The sequence below is a fragment of the Rhodococcus sp. 852002-51564_SCH6189132-a genome, from assembly GCF_001665495.1.
Classification (GTDB): Bacteria; Actinomycetota; Actinomycetes; order Mycobacteriales; family Mycobacteriaceae; genus Rhodococcus; species Rhodococcus pyridinivorans.
In genome coordinates, this window is the sequence record NZ_LZMJ01000042.1 from 1 (window position 1) to 16,704 (window position 16,704).

Annotated in this window: 19 protein-coding genes; 12 read left to right on the forward strand and 7 right to left on the reverse strand. The window is 70.2% G+C overall.

The annotated features are described in order from the left end of the window. The first annotated feature begins 248 nt into the window (after positions 1-248). The 4 genes from A5767_RS10460 (at position 249) to A5767_RS10475 (ending at position 2,573) form a co-directional block, all read left to right on the forward strand. Positions 249-965 (forward strand): hypothetical protein, encoded by a 717-nt coding sequence (locus A5767_RS10460; protein WP_006552766.1) that lies wholly within the window; start codon positions 249-251, stop codon positions 963-965. Positions 966-1,126: 161 nt separating this feature from the next. Then, the gene (locus A5767_RS10465) at positions 1,127-1,381 is read left to right on the forward strand and encodes a hypothetical protein (RefSeq protein ID WP_064852249.1); all 255 of its coding nucleotides are present in this window, start codon (positions 1,127-1,129) and stop codon (positions 1,379-1,381) included. Positions 1,382-1,519: 138 nt separating this feature from the next. After that, positions 1,520-2,005 carry a hypothetical protein gene (locus tag A5767_RS10470; protein ID WP_064852250.1) on the forward strand — a complete coding sequence of 162 codons (486 nt, stop codon included), beginning with the start codon at positions 1,520-1,522 and terminating at the stop codon, positions 2,003-2,005. Positions 2,006-2,123: 118 nt separating this feature from the next. After that, positions 2,124-2,573: a PaaI family thioesterase gene (locus A5767_RS10475; protein ID WP_006552769.1), complete on the forward strand. Its 450-nt coding sequence runs from the start codon at positions 2,124-2,126 to the stop codon at positions 2,571-2,573. Between the two features lie 55 nt (positions 2,574-2,628). On the opposite strand, the gene A5767_RS10480 is transcribed toward A5767_RS10475, so the two are convergent. Both A5767_RS10480 and A5767_RS10485 read right to left on the reverse strand, forming a co-directional pair. Continuing rightward, on the reverse strand, positions 2,629-4,068 hold the full coding sequence (locus A5767_RS10480; protein ID WP_024101090.1) for an NAD(P)/FAD-dependent oxidoreductase: 1,440 nt from the start codon (positions 4,066-4,068) through the stop codon (positions 2,629-2,631). A gap of 79 nt (positions 4,069-4,147) precedes the next feature. Further along, positions 4,148-5,188, reverse strand: coding sequence for a tyrosine-type recombinase/integrase (locus tag A5767_RS10485; RefSeq protein WP_064852251.1), 1,041 nt, complete (start codon positions 5,186-5,188; stop codon positions 4,148-4,150). Between the two features lie 154 nt (positions 5,189-5,342). On the opposite strand from A5767_RS10485, the gene A5767_RS10490 reads away from it, so the two are divergent. Continuing rightward, positions 5,343-5,567 (forward strand): DUF2188 domain-containing protein, encoded by a 225-nt coding sequence (locus tag A5767_RS10490; protein WP_039585957.1) that lies wholly within the window; start codon positions 5,343-5,345, stop codon positions 5,565-5,567. Positions 5,568-5,612: 45 nt separating this feature from the next. On the opposite strand, the gene A5767_RS10495 is transcribed toward A5767_RS10490, so the two are convergent. Then, positions 5,613-6,809, reverse strand: coding sequence for a Fic family protein (locus tag A5767_RS10495; protein WP_064852252.1), 1,197 nt, complete (start codon positions 6,807-6,809; stop codon positions 5,613-5,615). Between the two features lie 130 nt (positions 6,810-6,939). Here A5767_RS10495 and A5767_RS10500 point away from each other — a divergent pair, with 130 nt between their 5' ends. Beyond that, positions 6,940-7,146 carry a hypothetical protein gene (locus A5767_RS10500; protein ID WP_006552774.1) on the forward strand — a complete coding sequence of 69 codons (207 nt, stop codon included), beginning with the start codon at positions 6,940-6,942 and terminating at the stop codon, positions 7,144-7,146. A 72-nt stretch (positions 7,147-7,218) separates the two neighbouring features. On the opposite strand, the gene A5767_RS10505 is transcribed toward A5767_RS10500, so the two are convergent. Then, complete coding sequence (locus A5767_RS10505; protein WP_064852253.1) at positions 7,219-7,962, reverse strand: VIT1/CCC1 transporter family protein; 744 nt, start codon at positions 7,960-7,962, stop codon at positions 7,219-7,221. Positions 7,963-7,971: 9 nt separating this feature from the next. Beyond that, positions 7,972-9,006, reverse strand: coding sequence for an NAD(P)H-binding protein (locus A5767_RS10510; RefSeq protein WP_064852254.1), 1,035 nt, complete (start codon positions 9,004-9,006; stop codon positions 7,972-7,974). Between the two features lie 138 nt (positions 9,007-9,144). Between A5767_RS10510 and A5767_RS10515 the strand changes: the two genes are divergently transcribed. Together A5767_RS10515 and A5767_RS10520 are read left to right on the forward strand one after the other, a co-directional pair. Next, positions 9,145-9,378, forward strand: a complete 234-nt coding sequence (locus tag A5767_RS10515; protein ID WP_019289588.1) for a hypothetical protein — start codon at positions 9,145-9,147, stop codon at positions 9,376-9,378. A 13-nt stretch (positions 9,379-9,391) separates the two neighbouring features. Beyond that, complete coding sequence (locus tag A5767_RS10520; RefSeq protein WP_064852255.1) at positions 9,392-10,276, forward strand: alpha/beta fold hydrolase; 885 nt, start codon at positions 9,392-9,394, stop codon at positions 10,274-10,276. Positions 10,277-10,286: 10 nt separating this feature from the next. Here the strand turns inward: A5767_RS10520 and soxR are convergent, their stop codons facing one another. Both soxR and A5767_RS10530 read right to left on the reverse strand, forming a co-directional pair. Then, positions 10,287-10,778: a redox-sensitive transcriptional activator SoxR gene (gene soxR / locus A5767_RS10525; RefSeq protein WP_064852256.1), complete on the reverse strand. Its 492-nt coding sequence runs from the start codon at positions 10,776-10,778 to the stop codon at positions 10,287-10,289. 98 nt (positions 10,779-10,876) lie between these two features. Beyond that, positions 10,877-11,095, reverse strand: a complete 219-nt coding sequence (locus A5767_RS10530; RefSeq protein ID WP_231912079.1) for a hypothetical protein — start codon at positions 11,093-11,095, stop codon at positions 10,877-10,879. A 185-nt stretch (positions 11,096-11,280) separates the two neighbouring features. On the opposite strand from A5767_RS10530, the gene A5767_RS10535 reads away from it, so the two are divergent. Genes A5767_RS10535 through A5767_RS10550 form a run of 4 tightly spaced genes read left to right on the forward strand, consistent with a single transcriptional unit; the run spans position 11,281 to position 15,693 of the window. Next, positions 11,281-12,663, forward strand: coding sequence for an MFS transporter (locus A5767_RS10535; protein ID WP_006552781.1), 1,383 nt, complete (start codon positions 11,281-11,283; stop codon positions 12,661-12,663). 15 nt (positions 12,664-12,678) lie between these two features. After that, a complete protein-coding gene (locus A5767_RS10540; RefSeq protein ID WP_064852257.1) occupies positions 12,679-13,335 on the forward strand; it encodes a response regulator transcription factor in 657 nt (218 codons plus the stop codon). Between the two features lies 1 nt (position 13,336). Beyond that, positions 13,337-14,764, forward strand: coding sequence for a sensor histidine kinase (locus A5767_RS10545; protein WP_064852258.1), 1,428 nt, complete (start codon positions 13,337-13,339; stop codon positions 14,762-14,764). Further along, complete coding sequence (locus A5767_RS10550) at positions 14,761-15,693, forward strand: TAXI family TRAP transporter solute-binding subunit (protein WP_039585976.1); 933 nt, start codon at positions 14,761-14,763, stop codon at positions 15,691-15,693. Before A5767_RS10545 ends, A5767_RS10550 begins: the two co-directional genes overlap by 4 nt. The last annotated feature ends 1,011 nt before the right edge of the window (positions 15,694-16,704 follow it).

Genomic DNA, 16,704 nt, shown 5'->3' on the forward strand with positions numbered 1-16,704 from the left:
GCCCCGCCCGGGACGCCGGATCGCCGCCGTCCTGTGCGACCTCGCGCTCCTCGCCATCCCCCTGCTCCTCGGGAAGGCGGTGGTGCGGTTCGGGTCGTCGCGGATCGTGGGGAACGCGAAGGCCTTCGGAGTTAGGTTACGGAATCCTATGTGCCGACGGGAGTAGGGGATGGGGTTGCGCACACCACCCCCGGATGCAATGGTTAGGCTTACCTAATCAAGATTCACCGTCGATCAGGAGGTGTCGGATGACGACGCTGCTGCTGCCGCCCACGGCGGCACCCGTCCGCCCGTTCGAGGACACGCGCGCTCGGCTGCGCGCACTCGCTGCGGGAGCCCCGCGCGTGTATGCGGTGGCCTGTATCGACGAAGAACCCCGCCGCCGCTGGTGGTTCCTCGGCGGCGGTGAACGCCAGCAGCGCATCGAGGCGCTCTACGACCGTGCCCTGCTCGACACCGAGGACCCGCGCATCGCCGTCGAGCAGGTCGCCGGCGCCCTCATCCACGCCGTGGTCGGCCGCGTCCTCGCCCCCTACGCCCTCGAGGGCCGCGTCTGGGATCCGGGTCTGGACAATCTGTGGCTGCACCAGGACAGCGACGGCTGCATCGACTGGGCCGGTCTCGCCGACGACACCCTGCGGGTGCTGCCCGAGGACCGCGCCGTCGGGGAACGCGACGTGGTGGTGCTGCCGTGCGAGCAGGCGATGGCGGTGTGGACCGCGCACCGCGCCGCGACCGCTCTCGATGCCGTCCATCTCGCGCTGCGGTCCCTCGTCCCGCTCGACCGGAACCGCTTCTGGGCGATCGTCGGGCGCACCGTCGTCACCGGCGCCGCCCAGCTACCCGTGCTCGGTGGTGCCTCCCGCCGTACCGCCGCGCGCCGCGGTCAGGCGTTGCTCGACGCCTTCGTCGCCGCCGGATATCCCGTCCGAGGCCTTGCCGGATTAGGGCAGCCTTCCCTATAATCGAATCCGTTCCGACTGCCGGACCGCAGCGGAGTCCTGAGGGCTGCAGTGACTCCCGGTCCCTTCCCGCGGCGGGCCTCACATCCATGTGGGGCCCGCCGTCGTGTGTCCGGAGCACCCCGCGCCCGGCGTGCACGGCAATTCGGTCATGGACGACGCCGGTGCCCGATTCACACGACGCCGGAGCGAACTCGGCCCCGACGCCACCCCCCCGTGAGGCGATCCGCGCGGTCCTGACGGAACTGCTGCCCCTCGACGAGCAACGACGCGAGGAGACCCTGGTGCTCGGCGCGTTCGGATGGTCCGCGATCACCGGCGGGGGCATCACCGCCGAGGACACCTTCGCGGCGCCGCGCCCTGGCGACCATCGTCGCCGACCAACTCCGGCGGACACGCACCGGCGAGGACGCCGGTGATCCGGAAGCGGGCGCCGATCTCGTCGTCATGGCAGCGGGGGGACTGGCGCAGGGCATGCTGCAGGGATACTCGACCTCACGGACGCCGCTCGACCTCGTCGAGCATCTTCTCGACCGTGTCCTGGGAAGCACCGAGAGATGACCACCCTGTGGATGATCGAAGACCTCGAACCGTGGCCCGACCCGCCTGCTCCCGGCCAGGTGTGTGAACCGACCACCTCCTGGATCACACCGGGCGCGAGCGACTGCATCCGCGAACTCGCGCGGCACGTGCCCGCCCGGGTCGAGCAGGTCACCGTCGACGATCGGGTCGAGCTGCTCGCCCATCTCGGTCACGGCTTCACCACCGTGCTGCCACCGCAGCTCGACACCCTCGGCGACGTCGTGCTCACGGGGCATCTGGTGTGGGACCGCTATCTGTGGATGCTGTACCGCATCCGACCGCACGGGCGCGCCCGGGTCGCCGAACGGCATCCGGTGATCCAACGAACCAGGAGGATTCCGACCGCGGACGCGGGTTGGTACGGCGTCGAGTACGAGGGTCCGCGGACCGTGCACCGGTTCGGGCCGATCCCCGACGGCTACTCGATCGTCGCCTACGCGCTGCTGGTGACCCTGCAGTGACCACCCCGCTTGCCACGGTCGGAGGTGGGCCGGCCGAAAACCGCCATGTCCTACCATCGTTCGACGGCCACCTGTCCCGGCGGCCGGTCGAGACCACGCACGAACAAGGGAAGCCCGTATGAGCGACCAGTCCACCTCCGCCCCGGCCCAGCACGACGTGCAGGCGATCAACGCCGTCAACGACACCGGCTTCAACACTGCCCTCGGCCTCGAGTTCGTCGAACTCGGACCCGATCTCGCGCGAGCCCGGTGGACGATCACCCCCACGCAGCACCAGCCCTACGGCATCGTGCACGGCGGGGTGTACTGCGCGGTGATCGAGACCGTCGCCAGCGTCGCCGGCGCCAACTGGTTGGGGGACAAGGGCAACGTCGTCGGGGTCAACAACAACACCGACTTCCTCCGCGCCACCCGCGAAGGGGTCCTCACCGCGACCGGCACCCCGGTCCACCGCGGCCGCACCCAGCAGGTGTGGCGGGTGGAGATCGTCGACGAGCAGGACCGTCTCGTCGCGCAGGGACAGGTGCGCCTGGCGAACATCACGAACGCGGACCGCATCGGGCACTGACCCTGTAGCCGGGCGGCTCCGGCCGGGACACCGCGCCCGGCCGGAGCGCCGACGGTCAGCCCGCAGCCTGCGTCCCGCCGCGGCCCTGCCCGGCCGGCGCCTGTGCGGAGCGGTCCCCGCCCTTCGTCGCGCTCTCGCCGTTCTGCGAGTCGCCGTCGGGTTCGTCCGCGCGCATGTGCTCGAGCGCGATCCGCGCGAACACCTGCTGCTCGGTCGCGGCCATCTCGTTGCGGCCGGTGGAGAAGAACGCCTGCGCCCACGACAACAGCGTCGACAGCTTCGACGAGAACCCCACCAGATACAGCAGGTGGATGAACAACCACGCCACCCAGCCGAGGAACCCGCTGATCTCGAGTTTGCCGACCTTCGCGACCGCACTGAACCGCGAGATGGTCGCCATGCTGCCCTTGTCGAAATACTTGAACGGTTCCCGATGGGTCGGGTCGGCGCCGTCGAGGGAGGCGATGATCTGCCGGGCCGCGTACTTGCCGCCCTGCATCGCCACCTGCGCCAGACCGGGCAGCTTGTTCAGCGACATCATGTCGCCGATGACGAACACGTTCGGATGCCCCGGCAATGTCAGATCCGGCAGCACCTCCACCCGCCCCGCCCGGTCGACCTGCGCCCCGGACTGCTCGGCGAGCTGCTTGCCGAGCGGACTGGCCGACACGCCCGCCGACCACACCTTGCACTGCGACTCGATGCGCCGCTGCGAACCGTCCTTCTCCTTGACGACGAGACCGTCGGCGTCGACATCGGTGACCATCGCGCCGAGCTGGATCTCCACCCCGAGCCGCTCGAGGGTGTTGCGGGCCTTGCGGCTGAGTTTGCCGCCGTAGACCGGCAGCACATCGGAGGCGCCGTCGAGCAGCACCACCCGCGCCTCGGTCGGATCGATGTTGCGGAAGGTGCCCTTGAGGGTGCGGCGTGAGAGCTCGGCGATCTGCCCGGCCAGCTCCACCCCGGTCGGACCGGCACCGACCACCACGAAGGTCAGCAACCGGGCGCGTTCGTCGTGATCGTGGGACAGTTCGGCCTGCTCGAACGCCCCGAGGATCCGGCCGCGCAGCTCGAGGGCGTCGTCGATGGTCTTCATGCCCGGCGCGAACTCGGCGAACTGGTCGTTGCCGAAGTAGGACTGGCCGGCGCCGGCGGCGACGATGAGACTGTCGAAGGGCGTGGTGGTGTAGCGCTCGAGGAACCGGGAGGTCACCGTCCGGTTCTCCAGGTCGATCCTCTCGACGTCCCCGAGCAGCACCTGCGCGTTCTTCTGTTTGCGCAGCACCATGCGGGTCGCGGGGGCGATGTCGCCGACCGACAGGATGCCCGTGGCCACCTGGTACAGCAACGGCTGGAACAAGTGATGGGTGGTGCGCGCCACGAGCGTGACGTCCACATCGGCACGAGCCAGGGCCTGGGTCCCGAACAGCCCACCGAAACCGGATCCGATCACGACCACACGATGACGGCGGGGTTCGGTCTGCTCGACGCTCATGAATGCTCCTTCACGTTGCCGGATGGATCTTGTCCCCAGTCTTGCAGTTGCCGCGCCCGCCCACAGCGCAACCGACGAGCTAGCCCGGCCCGTCGCCGAGCGACCCGAGCAGCCCGTAGACGGGGTTGTGCCGGGCGGCGTGCCGCACCGCATCGTTGGTCGCCGAGGTGTACACCTGCACGGTCTGCAACGACCGGTGCCCGAGCAGCTGCTGCAACTCGACCATCGTTGCGCCGCTGTCGGCCAGGCTCGTCGCGAAGGTGTGCCGCAGCGCGTGGGCGAGCGCACCGCGTTTGCGTTCGGACTCGATACCCGCGCGGCGGTAGATGCGCCGCACCCGGTACTGCAGGGTGCCGCGGGTGATGCGTTTGCCGTCCGCGCCGACGAACAGCGGGTCGGCCGGGTCGTGCCGCTCCCACACGGGCAACTCGTCGCGGTCGCGGGTGCGGCGCCGCGCGGCGGGGAAGCGGGCGTAGCGTTCCTCGAGATAGGCGGTGACGATCGCCGTCCAGCTGTCTTCGAGGGGGATCTCCCGTTCGATCGCGCCCTTGCCGAGCACCCGCAGCACCGGTGCCCGGCAGCCACCGAGGATGCTGCCCACATCGAGCCGGATCAACTCGTCGGAGCGGATCCCGGTGAGCAGCAGGGTCGCGATGAGCGCGAGATCGCGTTGCGGCCAGTCCCGCGCCGACTCCGCGGGGCGTTGCGCCTCCATCGTGACGGTGTCGACGAGTTGGTTGATCGCGGTGGGGGAGAACGCTTTCGGGGTGTGCTGTGGTTTCTTGGGCTGCGCGATCGAGGCCATCGGGTTGCCTTCCGACACCCCTTCGGAGACGAGGAAGTTGCAGAAGTTGTTCCACACCGACCAGGCGCGGCGCACCGACGCCGGTTGCCGTTCGGCGGCGAACGCCGCGAATGCCGACCGCAGCCCGCGTACCGTCACGTCCCCGAGTGTCAACGCGTCCTCCGGCACGGCGGCAGTCGCCGCGAGATGCGCGCGCACCGCGTGCAGGTCGAGCCGGTAGGCCTTGATGGTGTGCGGAGACCGTTTCGCGGTCTGCAAGGTCTCCAGATACGACCCGATCCAGTCCGACAATCCCGGCTCGGTCGCGCTGCCCACCACGATGCCCCTCCCGTGAAGATCCGCTCGTACAGATGTGCGAGTCCAGTGTGACAGCAGGGACCGACGGGACAGCAGGGACCGCGTCCGGATTCGGGGAGACCGGCGCCGGGTACGCGATGGACAACCGACCGTTCGTGGAGAGGAGCACCCCATGCCCGCAGGCGATGTCGAGACGTTCCACCAGGACGGATCCTGGCACAACCGCATCGAGGGCTCGAGCGACCTGCTCGGCACCTATCCCACCCGCGAGGAGGCCGTCGCCGCCGGCCGCGAGGAGGCGCGCCGCCGCAAGGTCGAACACCTCGTCCACAACCTCGACGGGACGATCGGCGAACGCAACACCTACGGTCACGACCCGCGCGACATCCCGGGCTGATCGACCCCGAACCGACCGTCGCCGGGGCGATCGATACCGAGGAGGTCAGTCGCGGCGCCGCTTGGCGCGCGCGGCGAACTCGTCGAGCACCCGCACCACATCCTTGGCCTGCCAGATGCGATTGCGGCGCCCCTCGGTGATCTGCGTGAGGATCCCCGCGTCCACCAGCCGATCGATGGCGATCTGCGCGTTGGCGCCGGTCACCGACAAGGCCGCGGCGGCCGACCGGTTGTCGATCACCGGCTGGCGCAGCAGTACGTCCGAGAGCCGGTGCACTGCCGAATCCCGCCGCGCCGTCACCCGGGACCGCCACAGCTCGCGTACCGCCTCGAGATCGGCGACGAGCGTGCGGCCGTTGGCGACCGCCGCGAACGACGCGTCGACGATCGAGTGCACGATCGGCCCGATGTCCCCGGCGCGGTAGGCGCCGAGCGCATCGAAGTACTCCCCGGTGTTGTGCAAGAGGCCCGCCGAGACCGGCACGGCGACACTGCGGGTGAGCTGCCCGCCGCGCAACATCGCCTGGATCAGCGCGCGGCCCACCCGGCCGTTGCCGTCCGGGAACGGGTGGATGGTCTCGAACTGGGCGTGCGCGACCGCGATCTGCGCGACCACCGGCAGATCCACCCGGTGGGCGAAGGCCACCAGGTCGTCGATCAGCTCGGGCACCCGCGCGTGGTGCGGGGGCACGAACTGTGCGGTGTGCGGGCCCAGGCTGCCCCCGCCGATCCACACCTGCTGGGTGCGCCACCGTCCCGCGATGGTCGGATCGTCGTACTCGAGCAGCGCGTGGTGCATCCGCAGGATCGCGGCGGCGTCGATCGCATCGGACAGCTCGAGCGCCGCGCGCATCGCCCGCACGTTGCCGACGATCAGGCGAGCGTTGCGGGAGGCGTGTTCGCCGAGTTCGGCGAGCGCGATCTGCCGCGCCCCGCTGGAGAGGTTCTCGATCTCCGAACTCGACGCGCTCTCGGTGCGCAGCAGGATGGAGGCGAACGGGGCGGTGATGTGCCCGACCTCGACATCGAAGCGGGTCAGTTCCGTCGCGGCTTCCTCGGTGAGGGCCTGCAGTTCGCCGTCGAGCGGGAGGGGCCGGTGGGCGATGAACGGGGGGACCGCGGCGCGGTAGGGGCCGGTGGTCAGGCGTTTCTCCCGCCGCGAGCCGTAGGCATCGCTGCTCACCCACGGGTGCTGTTCGTAGGTGACCGCGGGCCAGCCGGGCGCGACGTCAACCGATGCCATCCCCGGAACATACCATCGGATAGTCGATTATCCGATGGTATGGATCGGGGGTGGGTTCGGTTCCGGCCGTTGTGCACGGCCGGAACCGGAGGTTTGGGCCACAGGTGGTTCGGACGTAGGGTGCTGGGCCATGGCATTACCGACCTTCGACATCGACACGCCCATGGCCTATCACGTTGCGCAGCACAACATCCTGCAGAGACTCGATGCCGGCGACGACGCCGGGACGGTGCGGGAGGAATGGCGGCAGGCCATCGAGCGCATCATCGACAACCATCTCGCCGGCAACGACGCGCTGAGCTTCGTGACCGCTCCCGCGCTCGGCCCGGTCGACTGACGCACCGCTCGGTACACCCCGCCTCGCGGACCGGCACGGCCCGCGGAGCGGGGACGCCGCGCTTGCGCCCCGTTACACGACGGTGTCGAACAACTGGCCGACCCCGTAGGTCACCACCATCGCGAGCGCACCACCGAACACCACCCGCATCACCGCCCGGCCCCGCCGGGCCCGGCCGAGCCACGCACTGATCGATCCCGTCGCCGCCAGCGCACACAACACCGCCACGAACGTCACCGGGATCCGCGCCGTGTCGGGCACTGACACCACCATCAGCAGCGGCACCAGCGCGCCCAGGGTGAACGACACGGCCGACGACAACGCCGCCACCCACGGATTCGCGAGTTCGGTCGGATCGATCCCCAACTCCACCTCGGCATGCGCGGCAAGCGGATCCCGCGCCGTCAACTCCTCCGCCGCGGCACGCGCCGTGACCGCCGACAATCCCTTGCCCTCGAGCAGGGCGGCGAGTTCGTCGAGTTCGGCCTCCGGCATGGCGGCGAGCTCACGACCTTCCGTGTACAGCGCCGCACGCTCGGTGTCGCGTTGGGCGCTCACCGACACGTACTCGCCCAGCGCCATCGACACCGCCCCCGCGGCCAGCCCGGCCGCACCGGCGGTGAGGATCGCCGACTCGTTCGCCGTCGCGGCCGCGACACCGACGACCAGTCCCGCGGTCGAGACGATGCCGTCGTTCGCGCCGAGCACACCCGCCCGCAGCCAGTTGAGTTTGCTCGCCAATCCGGCGGTGTGCGGTTCGTGGTCCTCGTGCCGCCTGCGGGAATCGTTCGGGGACGACGGATCCGGACGGGGCATGTCGTGAAGCTACACCGACGGACGGCGGCGTGGGGGGATACCCACGGCGGAGTATCGGCGCGCCTCCGCGGCGGCGACCGCCCACTCCGGGTCTCCGGGCAGCGCACCCATCGGGTCCCGCTGCGCGTACGGCGCACTCGTATCGACCGGCAGCACCGCGCGTTGCACCGCCCGCGCGACCCCCACCGGCCGATGAGCGGCCGGGACCAGGCGGCCGATCCACCGACGATCGCGGGCCGTCATGTCGTGCCGCAGGCTCTCCATCAACGCCGCCACGGTTCCCGACGGCACCTCCGTCAGCCACGAGCCGAACCGGCGGATCACCGCGCCCGGCAATCCGGCGACGGTGACCTGGGCGCGCGGCATGCCGGTGACCTGCCCGTAGAGGCGGAGCAACTCGGGATAACGCAGCGACTGCCCGCAGCCCACATCGAACGAGTCCGTGGGAGTGTCCGCGACGGCCGCCCCGAGCACCGCGGCGACCAGGTCGACGACCGCGATCGGCTCGACCCGCGACTCCATCCAATCCGGTACCACGGTGACGGGTAGGCGCCCCGCGAGTTGGCCGAGCACCTCGAAGCTCGTCGACCCGGAGCCGAGCACCATCCCGGCTCGCAGCGTGATCACCGTGCGGCGGGAGCGGGACAGTTCCTGCTCGACCTCCCAGCGCGAGAGCAGATGCTCGGACAGCGCGTCCGGCGCACACTCGGGGACGAACCCGGAGACGTAGACGACACGCGTCACCGGAGAGGCATCGACCGCGTGCCGGACGGTGCGGGCCGCTGCCAGGTCGAGGTCCCGGAAGTGCGCCGAGCGCATCCCGTGCACGAGATAGACCACGACGTCGACATCGTCGAACGCCGGTGGGAGAGTGTGCGCGGCGGTGACGTCCACTCGCGCGGTCTCGACCTGGTCGTGCCACCAGAAGCGTCGCAAGGCCGTCGGGTTCCGAGCGGCGGCGCGCACGGTGCAGCCGATAGCGAGGAAGGCGGGGACGACCCGGCTGCCGACGTAGCCGGAGGCACCGATCACGAGAACTCTCATGCGCTGTCCCGTCCCTTGTCGCCTTCGGGAGGGATGCACGCGCGGGACCGTCGCGAAACATCAGGAGTGGTTCCCATCACCGGAAATAGTGTTACCGTTGGTCACAAATACAGTGGCCGGTATCGAAGGAGGCCTCCCATGTCGATGCTGCGCGGCAGCCCACTCCGACATCGGATCCTGTTCGTCCTCGCCGTCCCCCTCGGCGCCGGACTGCTGTCCGCCCTCGGACATCTCGTCCAGCGCCGCCACGGTCGGCCCACCTCCGTCTCCGAATCCCTCTTCGCCATCGCCAGCAGCCTGCGCCGCCGCACGCTCTTCACCCGCCCCACCGGCGACCACCCCCCGGCCCCCGAGACGCCCGGACAACCATGACCACAGGACAACCATGACCACCCACACCGTCCCCAACGGGCCTATCCGACTCCACGTCGTCGAAGAAGGCAACCCGCACGGCCCGACGCTCGTCCTCGTCCACGGCTGGCCCGACACCCACGCCCTGTGGGACCGCGTCGTACCCCTGCTCGCCGACGACTTCCGCATCCTGCGCTACGACAACCGCGGCGCCGGCGCCTCCACCGTGCCCCGCGCGGTGGCGCACTACCGGCTCGAGCACCTCGCCGCCGACCTGCACGCCGTCATCGACGCCCTCGCCCCGAACGACCCGGTCCACCTGCTCGGCCACGATTGGGGCGCGGTGCTGTGCTGGGAAGCGGTGTGCGAACCCGACGCCGGCGAGCGCATCGCCTCCTACACCTCGATCTCCGGCCCCAACCTCGACCATCTCGGCCTGTGGATGCGCCGTCGTCTCCGACAGAAACGCCCACTCGGCCCCGCCGAACAGGCTCTCGCCTCCGCCTACACCCTCGCCTTCCAGATCCCCGGTCTGCCGAATCCGGTGCTGCGCGGCCCGCTCGCCCGCCACTGGCCGGCCTTCGTCGGGTTCTTCGACCGCATCGATCCCGCCGCGATCGCACCGGTCGCCCCCACCCTCGCCGATGACATGGTGCACGGACTGTCCCTGTACCGGGCGAACATCCGCGCGCGTCTCGCCCGACCCCGCGAGCGGCGCACCGACGTCCCGGTCCAGCTGATCCAGAACCTGCGCGACCGAGCCGTACGCCCCGTGGGCTACGAGGACACCTCCCGCTGGGTCACCGACCTGCGCATCCACCCGCTCGACGCCGGGCACTGGTCGCCGCGTTCCCATCCCCGCGACGTCGCCGACGCCACCGCCCGGTTCGTGCAGCAGATCGAAGCCGCGCGCACCTGACCGCATGACCTCAGCCGGACGACTCCGCGCGCGGCGCCGCCTCCACCGGCGGATCGTCGTCGTGCACCGGTAGCCGACGCGGACCCGGACCCTGCTGCCCGAGCACGTCACCGGGATTCGCGAGCGGACACGACGCCAAACTCAGACAACCGCAGCCGATGCAATCGGTGAAACTGTCGCGCAACGCGGTGAGATCCTCGATGCGGCGGGTCAGCCGGTCGTGCCACGCCCGCGACAGCCGCGCCCAGTCCTCCGTCGTCGGCACACGACTGTCCGGCAACGAATCGAACGCATCCTTGATCTCCTCCAGGGACACCCCCACACCCTGCGCGACCTTGATGAACGCCACCTTGCGCAGCGTGTCGCGACGATAACGCCGCTGATTGCCCGAGGTGCGGCGACTGGTGATCAGACCACGCGACTCGTAGTAGTGCAGCGCCGAGACCGCCACCCCGGAACGGTCCGCCAACTGCCCGGGTGTCAGCCATATCGCAGGGTTCATCGGCCCCCTCCTCGCCCCGCAGACATCGTGATCGAGTTGTGCTGCACAGTACCGGCCACCGAAGACACCGGGCACCCGGGTCGCGTGAGCGCCCGGGGTCAGAACGACGGCGGCCCGAACTCGGCAGCGACCTCCGGCGCATCCATCCGCAACATGTCGTACGCGGTGTGCGCCAGCGTCCGCACCGACTTCGGGTACGGCCGCTCGAACCGCTCGCAGACCCGCGCCGTCGCCAACGCCGCCTCGAACCGCCACTTACGGGAACCGCTCACGAACGTCCGGGCCTGGAACAGATAACTCGATGCGGGGATCGTCACGTCGACCACCGTAGAACCTCCGACCGGCACAGCGGGGGAGCGGCACCCCGCGCGCCACGCCGATCCCACCCGTCCCGACCACATTCCTAAGGGAGTGTTAGGAACCGCCACAGACCCTTCCGCAACCACTGTGACCCGAACCACTGTGGGGATCGCACAGATCCACGCAGCGAAAGGAGTCCCGGGTGAGCACCACCTCGACGGGCGAACGCCGAGTCATCGGCAACGTGTTGAAAGGCTCGGTCGGCAACCTGATCGAGTGGTACGACTGGTACGTCTACGCCGCGTTCAGCGTCTACTTCGCGAAGGAATTCTTCCCCGAAGGCGACCCCACCGCCCAACTGCTGTCCACCGCAGCGATCTTCGCCGTGGGATTCCTCATGCGACCGATCGGCGGCTGGATCATGGGCCGCTACGCCGACCGGCGCGGACGGCGCTCGGCGCTGACCCTGTCGGTCACCGTCATGGCCGTCGGCTCCCTCATCATCGCCGTCACCCCGGACTACGCGACCATCGGACTCGCCGCACCCCTTCTTCTCGTCCTCGCCCGCATGATGCAGGGACTGTCCGTCGGTGGTGAATACGCCACCAGCGCCACCTATCTCGCCGAGGTCGCCTCACCCGGACGCCGCGGGTTCTACTCGAGCTTCCAGTACGTCACCCTCGTCGCCGGACAGCTCATCGCCCTCGGCGTCCAGATCGTCCTGCAGCTCACCCTCTCCGCCGAGGCCATGCAGGCGTGGGGCTGGCGCATCCCGTTCGTCATCGGCGCCGTCGCCGCCGTCGCCGTGATGTGGCTGCGCCGCACCATGGACGAATCCGAAGCGTTCACCGAGGAAGTCGCGGCCAAGAGCGCCACCGACCGGCCGGAGAGCACGCCCGAGCAGGGCGGCATCCGGATGCTGCTGCAGTACCCCCGCGAATGCCTACTGGTGTGCGCGCTGACCCTCGGCGGCTGCGTGGCGTTCTACACCTACACCACCTACATGCAGAAATACATGATCAACACCTCCGGCATCTCCAAGGACACCGTCGCCTGGATCAACTTCGCCGCCCTGCTGGTGTTCATCGTCCTGCAACCCATCGGCGGGGCCCTGTCGGACCGCATCGGCCGCCGCAAACTGCTCATCTTCTTCGGGGTCGGCGGCACCGTGCTCACCGTCCCGTTGATGACGATCCTCGGCAGCACCACGAACCCGCTGATCGCGTTCGGGTTGATGATGCTCGGCCTGACCGTCGTCACCGGCTACACCTCGGTCAACGCCATCGTGAAGACCGAACTGTTCCCCACCAAGGTCCGCGCGCTCGGCGTCGGCCTGCCCTACGCGCTGACCCTGGCGATCTTCGGCGGCACCGTCGAAACCGTCGCACTCGCGCTCAAGCGCGCCGGCCACGAATCGCTATTCTTCTACTACGTGACCGGCTGCATCGCCGTCTCGCTCGTCGTGTACTTCTTCATGCGGGAGACCTCCGACGGCTCACCCCTGGACCGCACGAGCACCGACCGCACGAGCACCCACACCGACACCCCCGACGAGCACGCCGACCTGGCCACCTCGCGACACTGACCGAAAGGGACCCACGTGCAGATCGCGGTGGTCGAGGACGACGACGGCGTCGGCGACGCCCTCGTCGAAGCCCTCACCTCCCACGGCCACCGGCCGATCCGCATGCGGCGCGGCGCCGACCTGCTCCTCGGACACCGCGACCTCGACGTCGTCATCCTCGACCTCGGCCTGCCCGACGCCGACGGCCTGCAGGTGCTCCGGCAACTGCGGGCCGTCAACGACGTCCCCGTCGTGATCCTCACCGCGCGCGGCGACGAACGCTCGGTGGTACGCGGCCTGCGCGGCGGCGACGACGACTACCTCGTCAAACCGGCCCGCCTGGCCGAACTGCTCGCCCGCGTGGACGTCGTCACCCAACGGCGCCGCGCGCTGTCCGAGTCCTCCCGCATCGTCTGCGCCGGCGACGTCGTCGTCGACCTCGACGCCCGCGAAGTCGAGGTGGGCGGCGAACCGGTCACCCTCACCCCGAAGGAATTCGACCTGCTCGCCGTCCTCGTCGCCCGCCCCGGCGCCGCGGTCAGCCGCCAACAACTCATGGACGCCGTGTGGGGCGACGCCTATGTGGCGATCTCCCGGTCGCTCGACGTGCACATGACCGGGCTGCGCGCCAAACTCGCCCGCCCCGGACTCATCTCCACCATCCGCGGCTACGGCTACCGGTGGGGCGGCTGACATGCAGCGACGCGTCCTGGCGGTGCTGCTCGTCTTCGCGACCGTCGCCGTCGTCGCCTTCGCCGTCCCGCTCGCCCTCGCCACCAGCGCCGGCCGCACCGCCGTCCTGGGAGCGAACCGGGAAGCCGACGCCCACCACTTCGCCACCCTCGCCGTCCAGACGCGCGCCCCCGGCAGCACCGCCCTGCTCGACGAGGAGGTCACCCGCTACCACCGGCTCTACGACGAGGGCGTGCTCATCGTCGACGCGCGCGGCGCACCCCGCGCGAGCGCGGGCCTGACCCCGACCGACCCCGGTGTGCCGGAGGCGATCACCGCCGGTCTGCGCAACCAGAAACAGGGCATCGGCGGTCCGCTGACCCCGTGGTCCCCGCACCGGGTACTGCTCGCCGTGCCGGTGGGTACCGGCGCCCAGGTCGAAGGAGCCGTCGTCGTCGACGTGTCCACCGACGCCGCCCGCCACGACATCCGCACCTCGTGGCTGCTCATCGTCACCGGCGCAGCGGCGGCGCTCGTGCTCGTCACCATCCTCGCGACCGCCCTGTCACGGTGGACGGTCCGCCCGCTCACCGCGCTCACCGCGCGGGTCGCGGCGCTCACCGACAGCGTCCCGGCGCTGCATCCACGCTCCCGGACCGGGGACACCACCACCTCGGTCCGGCATCACGGCCCCCCGGAGGTCCGGGAACTCACGCAGGCCTTCGACACCATGTCCGAGGCGGTCCGCACGTCCACCCGCGCCCAGAGACAGCTCATCGCCGACACCGCGCACCAACTCCGGAACCCGCTCGCCGCCCTGCACATCCGACTCGACTCCCTCGAACCGCACGTCGGCGCCACCGGCGTGGAGACCTATCGGCGCACGGCCGTCGAAGTCGACCGGCTCGGCGGCATCCTCGACGGCCTGCTCGCCCTCGCCACCGCCGAATCACCTACCGATATCACCGAGACGGACGGGCACGACGGGTGCGATGTCGGCGCCGTCGTCGCCGACCGCGCGGATGCCTGGTCCGAGGCCCTGGCCGAGGCCGGTATGACCGTCAGCGTGGACGAACCGTCCGGGCAGCGCCTGCAGGCCGGCTTCTCCGCCGACCATCTCGCTCAGGTGCTCGATGTGCTGCTCAGCAACGCGAGCAAGTACGCCCGCGCGGCCACCGGGGTCCGCATCACCACCCGACACCACGACGGGACCATCCGGATCCGCGTCGAGGACGACGGCGCCGGAGTCGCACCCAATGAGCTCGGCGCCCTCACCTCCCGGTTCTTCCGCGGGTCCGGAGCCGACGGGCCCGGCACCGGCCTCGGGCTGTCCATCGCGGTCGCGCTCGTCGAGACCGGCGGCGGCACCCTCGACCTCGCCGCCGCCGACCCGCACGGACTGGCCGTCACCCTGACCCTGCCCGCCGACTCCCGCGCGGAGGCATCATGATCACCCGCCGCGATCTCCTGCGGTCCGTCGCGCTGCTGGCGGTGGGCGGAGCCGCCGCCGGCTGCACGCGCACCGGAGAGCGTGAGGAACTGATCCTGGCGGCAGGGGAGGAGGGTGGGTTCTTCTGGGAGTTCGCCGAACTCACCGCGGCCGCCGCCGACCGGGCGGGCCTGCCCATCGCGATAGTGCCGGAACGCACCCCGGGGTCGGTCACCAATCTCGCCGCGCTGACGGCGGGGAATGCGGAGCTGGCGTTGACCCTCACCGATGTCGCGGTGCGTGCCCACGACGAGGGCGCGCGGTTCACGGCGATCGGACGGGTCTACGAGAACTACATGCAGTTGGCCGTGCGTGCGGACTCACCGATCCGGAAGATCGCCCAGTTGCGGGGCGCACGGATCAGCCTCGGCGCTCCCGGATCGGGTGCCGAATTCACCGGCGAACGCATCCTCGCCGTCGCCGGGCTCGCCGAGCCGGGAGCCGTCACCCGGGTGCACCTGTCGATGGCCGACGCCGGTCGCGCGCTGGTGGACGGCGAGATCGACGCGGTGCTGTGGGCGGGTGGTGTTCCTACCCCGTCGTTCGCGAACCTGGGCGTGCCGTTGCGGCTGATCGATCTGTCCGTGCTCCTCGAACCGCTGCGGGCCCGATTCGGTCCGCGATACGAACCGGTGCTCATCCAGCCCGGCACCTACGGGCAGCCGGACGCCGTCGCCACTATCGGGTTGGGCAACCTGCTGCTCGCCGGGGCATCGGTGTCGAACGAGGCCGCCGCCGCACTGGTGGATCTGCTCGTCGACCATGCCTCCGAACTCGTGCCGGCCCAGGCCACCGGCAGTCAGTTCCTCGACCGGCAGTCGCTGATCGTCACGGCCGATGTCCCGCTGCATCCGGGAGCGGTGGCCGCGTACCGGCGTCATCACGGCTGACGAGACGGGCGGACAGGGGAGAAGGGGCCCTGAATCGTGCCGACCCAGGCACATAGTGGGGTGGAAGGCATGCGCTGGTGTCGGTGGGATGCGGTGCGGAGATCGGGCTCGCCCTCGAGGTTCGAGGAGATCGGGACCGGATCGGCTGTGCAGGGGACATGCGCGGGGCACAATGGAACCGTTCACCTCTGTGTGCGTGAAATTCGTTGGCAGCCAACACGATTCATGGATAACGGTGATTATCCATCAAATGTGGAAGAGGCGAGAAGGGGCGATCGGTGGTCGCAGCACCCCGGGGGACGGGATGATCCCGCGCCACCAACATGCGCATCGTCCGCGCGATCTGCGGCGCGCAACGCGCACGCGAGACGACCACACGGTGCTGCCGCAACGCCGCATCGGTGAACCGTGGGTCGGTGCAGTGTGCGCGTCGCTGCGGCATGGCACCCGATGCATGAGCAGCCGAACGCGCGTCGAGCGGATCGGCGGCTCGATCCGGCACGGGCGCCGGCAGGCCGGTCGCAGTCCGGAGGTGGGCCGGACTCGAGCCAGAGGCCGAGTGACAGGTGGGGCCCATCGCATCGATTCGGGCGAACCAGGGATCTCCGAACGCCTCGGACGCCCTGCCGCACCTGTCCGGAGGAGGTCCGGTTCCACTCTAGTTAACATAATGTAGATTATCGGCAATTTGGATATGGGCGGTGACCTGGGGTTCGGCGCTGATAATCCCGATGCCGTCGAGTGACGTCCCTGATCCGCAGATTCGAGCCGTCGTCGCACGCACTGCATCGCGTCGTGCGCCGTGCCGTCCGGCGCGCGTTGTTCCCTCCGCCTCGTGCGACGTGCGAACCGCGCCGCACGACGCGCTCCCGGCACTCGAGCTTGCCGCGCATTCGCCGTGCCCGGACCGGTCCGTGCCCGGCCCGGTCCGCCGCCTGGTGTCGGTTCGCTGCCTCGGGCGCCCGATACGACCTTCCGGGCCCGCCACCCTCGCCCCCTGCCTGTCCGCCC

What these genes read in the sequence shown, in the direction of transcription:
- A5767_RS10460 (WP_006552766.1), top strand. Translation starts at nt 249, where the DNA reads ATGACGACGCTGCTGCTGCCGCCCACGGCGGCACCCGTCCGCCCGTTC.
- A5767_RS10470 (WP_064852250.1), top strand. Translation starts at nt 1,520, where the DNA reads ATGACCACCCTGTGGATGATCGAAGACCTCGAACCGTGGCCCGACCCG.
- A5767_RS10475 (WP_006552769.1), top strand. Translation starts at nt 2,124, where the DNA reads ATGAGCGACCAGTCCACCTCCGCCCCGGCCCAGCACGACGTGCAGGCG.
- A5767_RS10480 (WP_024101090.1), bottom strand. Translation starts at nt 4,068, where the DNA reads ATGAGCGTCGAGCAGACCGAACCCCGCCGTCATCGTGTGGTCGTGATC.
- A5767_RS10490 (WP_039585957.1), top strand. Translation starts at nt 5,343, where the DNA reads ATGCCCGCAGGCGATGTCGAGACGTTCCACCAGGACGGATCCTGGCAC.
- A5767_RS10495 (WP_064852252.1), bottom strand. Translation starts at nt 6,809, where the DNA reads ATGGCATCGGTTGACGTCGCGCCCGGCTGGCCCGCGGTCACCTACGAA.
- A5767_RS10500 (WP_006552774.1), top strand. Translation starts at nt 6,940, where the DNA reads ATGGCATTACCGACCTTCGACATCGACACGCCCATGGCCTATCACGTT.
- A5767_RS10505 (WP_064852253.1), bottom strand. Translation starts at nt 7,962, where the DNA reads ATGCCCCGTCCGGATCCGTCGTCCCCGAACGATTCCCGCAGGCGGCAC.
- A5767_RS10510 (WP_064852254.1), bottom strand. Translation starts at nt 9,006, where the DNA reads ATGAGAGTTCTCGTGATCGGTGCCTCCGGCTACGTCGGCAGCCGGGTC.
- A5767_RS10515 (WP_019289588.1), top strand. Translation starts at nt 9,145, where the DNA reads ATGTCGATGCTGCGCGGCAGCCCACTCCGACATCGGATCCTGTTCGTC.
- A5767_RS10520 (WP_064852255.1), top strand. Translation starts at nt 9,392, where the DNA reads ATGACCACCCACACCGTCCCCAACGGGCCTATCCGACTCCACGTCGTC.
- soxR (WP_064852256.1), bottom strand. Translation starts at nt 10,778, where the DNA reads ATGAACCCTGCGATATGGCTGACACCCGGGCAGTTGGCGGACCGTTCC.
- A5767_RS10545 (WP_064852258.1), top strand. Translation starts at nt 13,337, where the DNA reads ATGCAGCGACGCGTCCTGGCGGTGCTGCTCGTCTTCGCGACCGTCGCC.
- A5767_RS10550 (WP_039585976.1), top strand. Translation starts at nt 14,761, where the DNA reads ATGATCACCCGCCGCGATCTCCTGCGGTCCGTCGCGCTGCTGGCGGTG.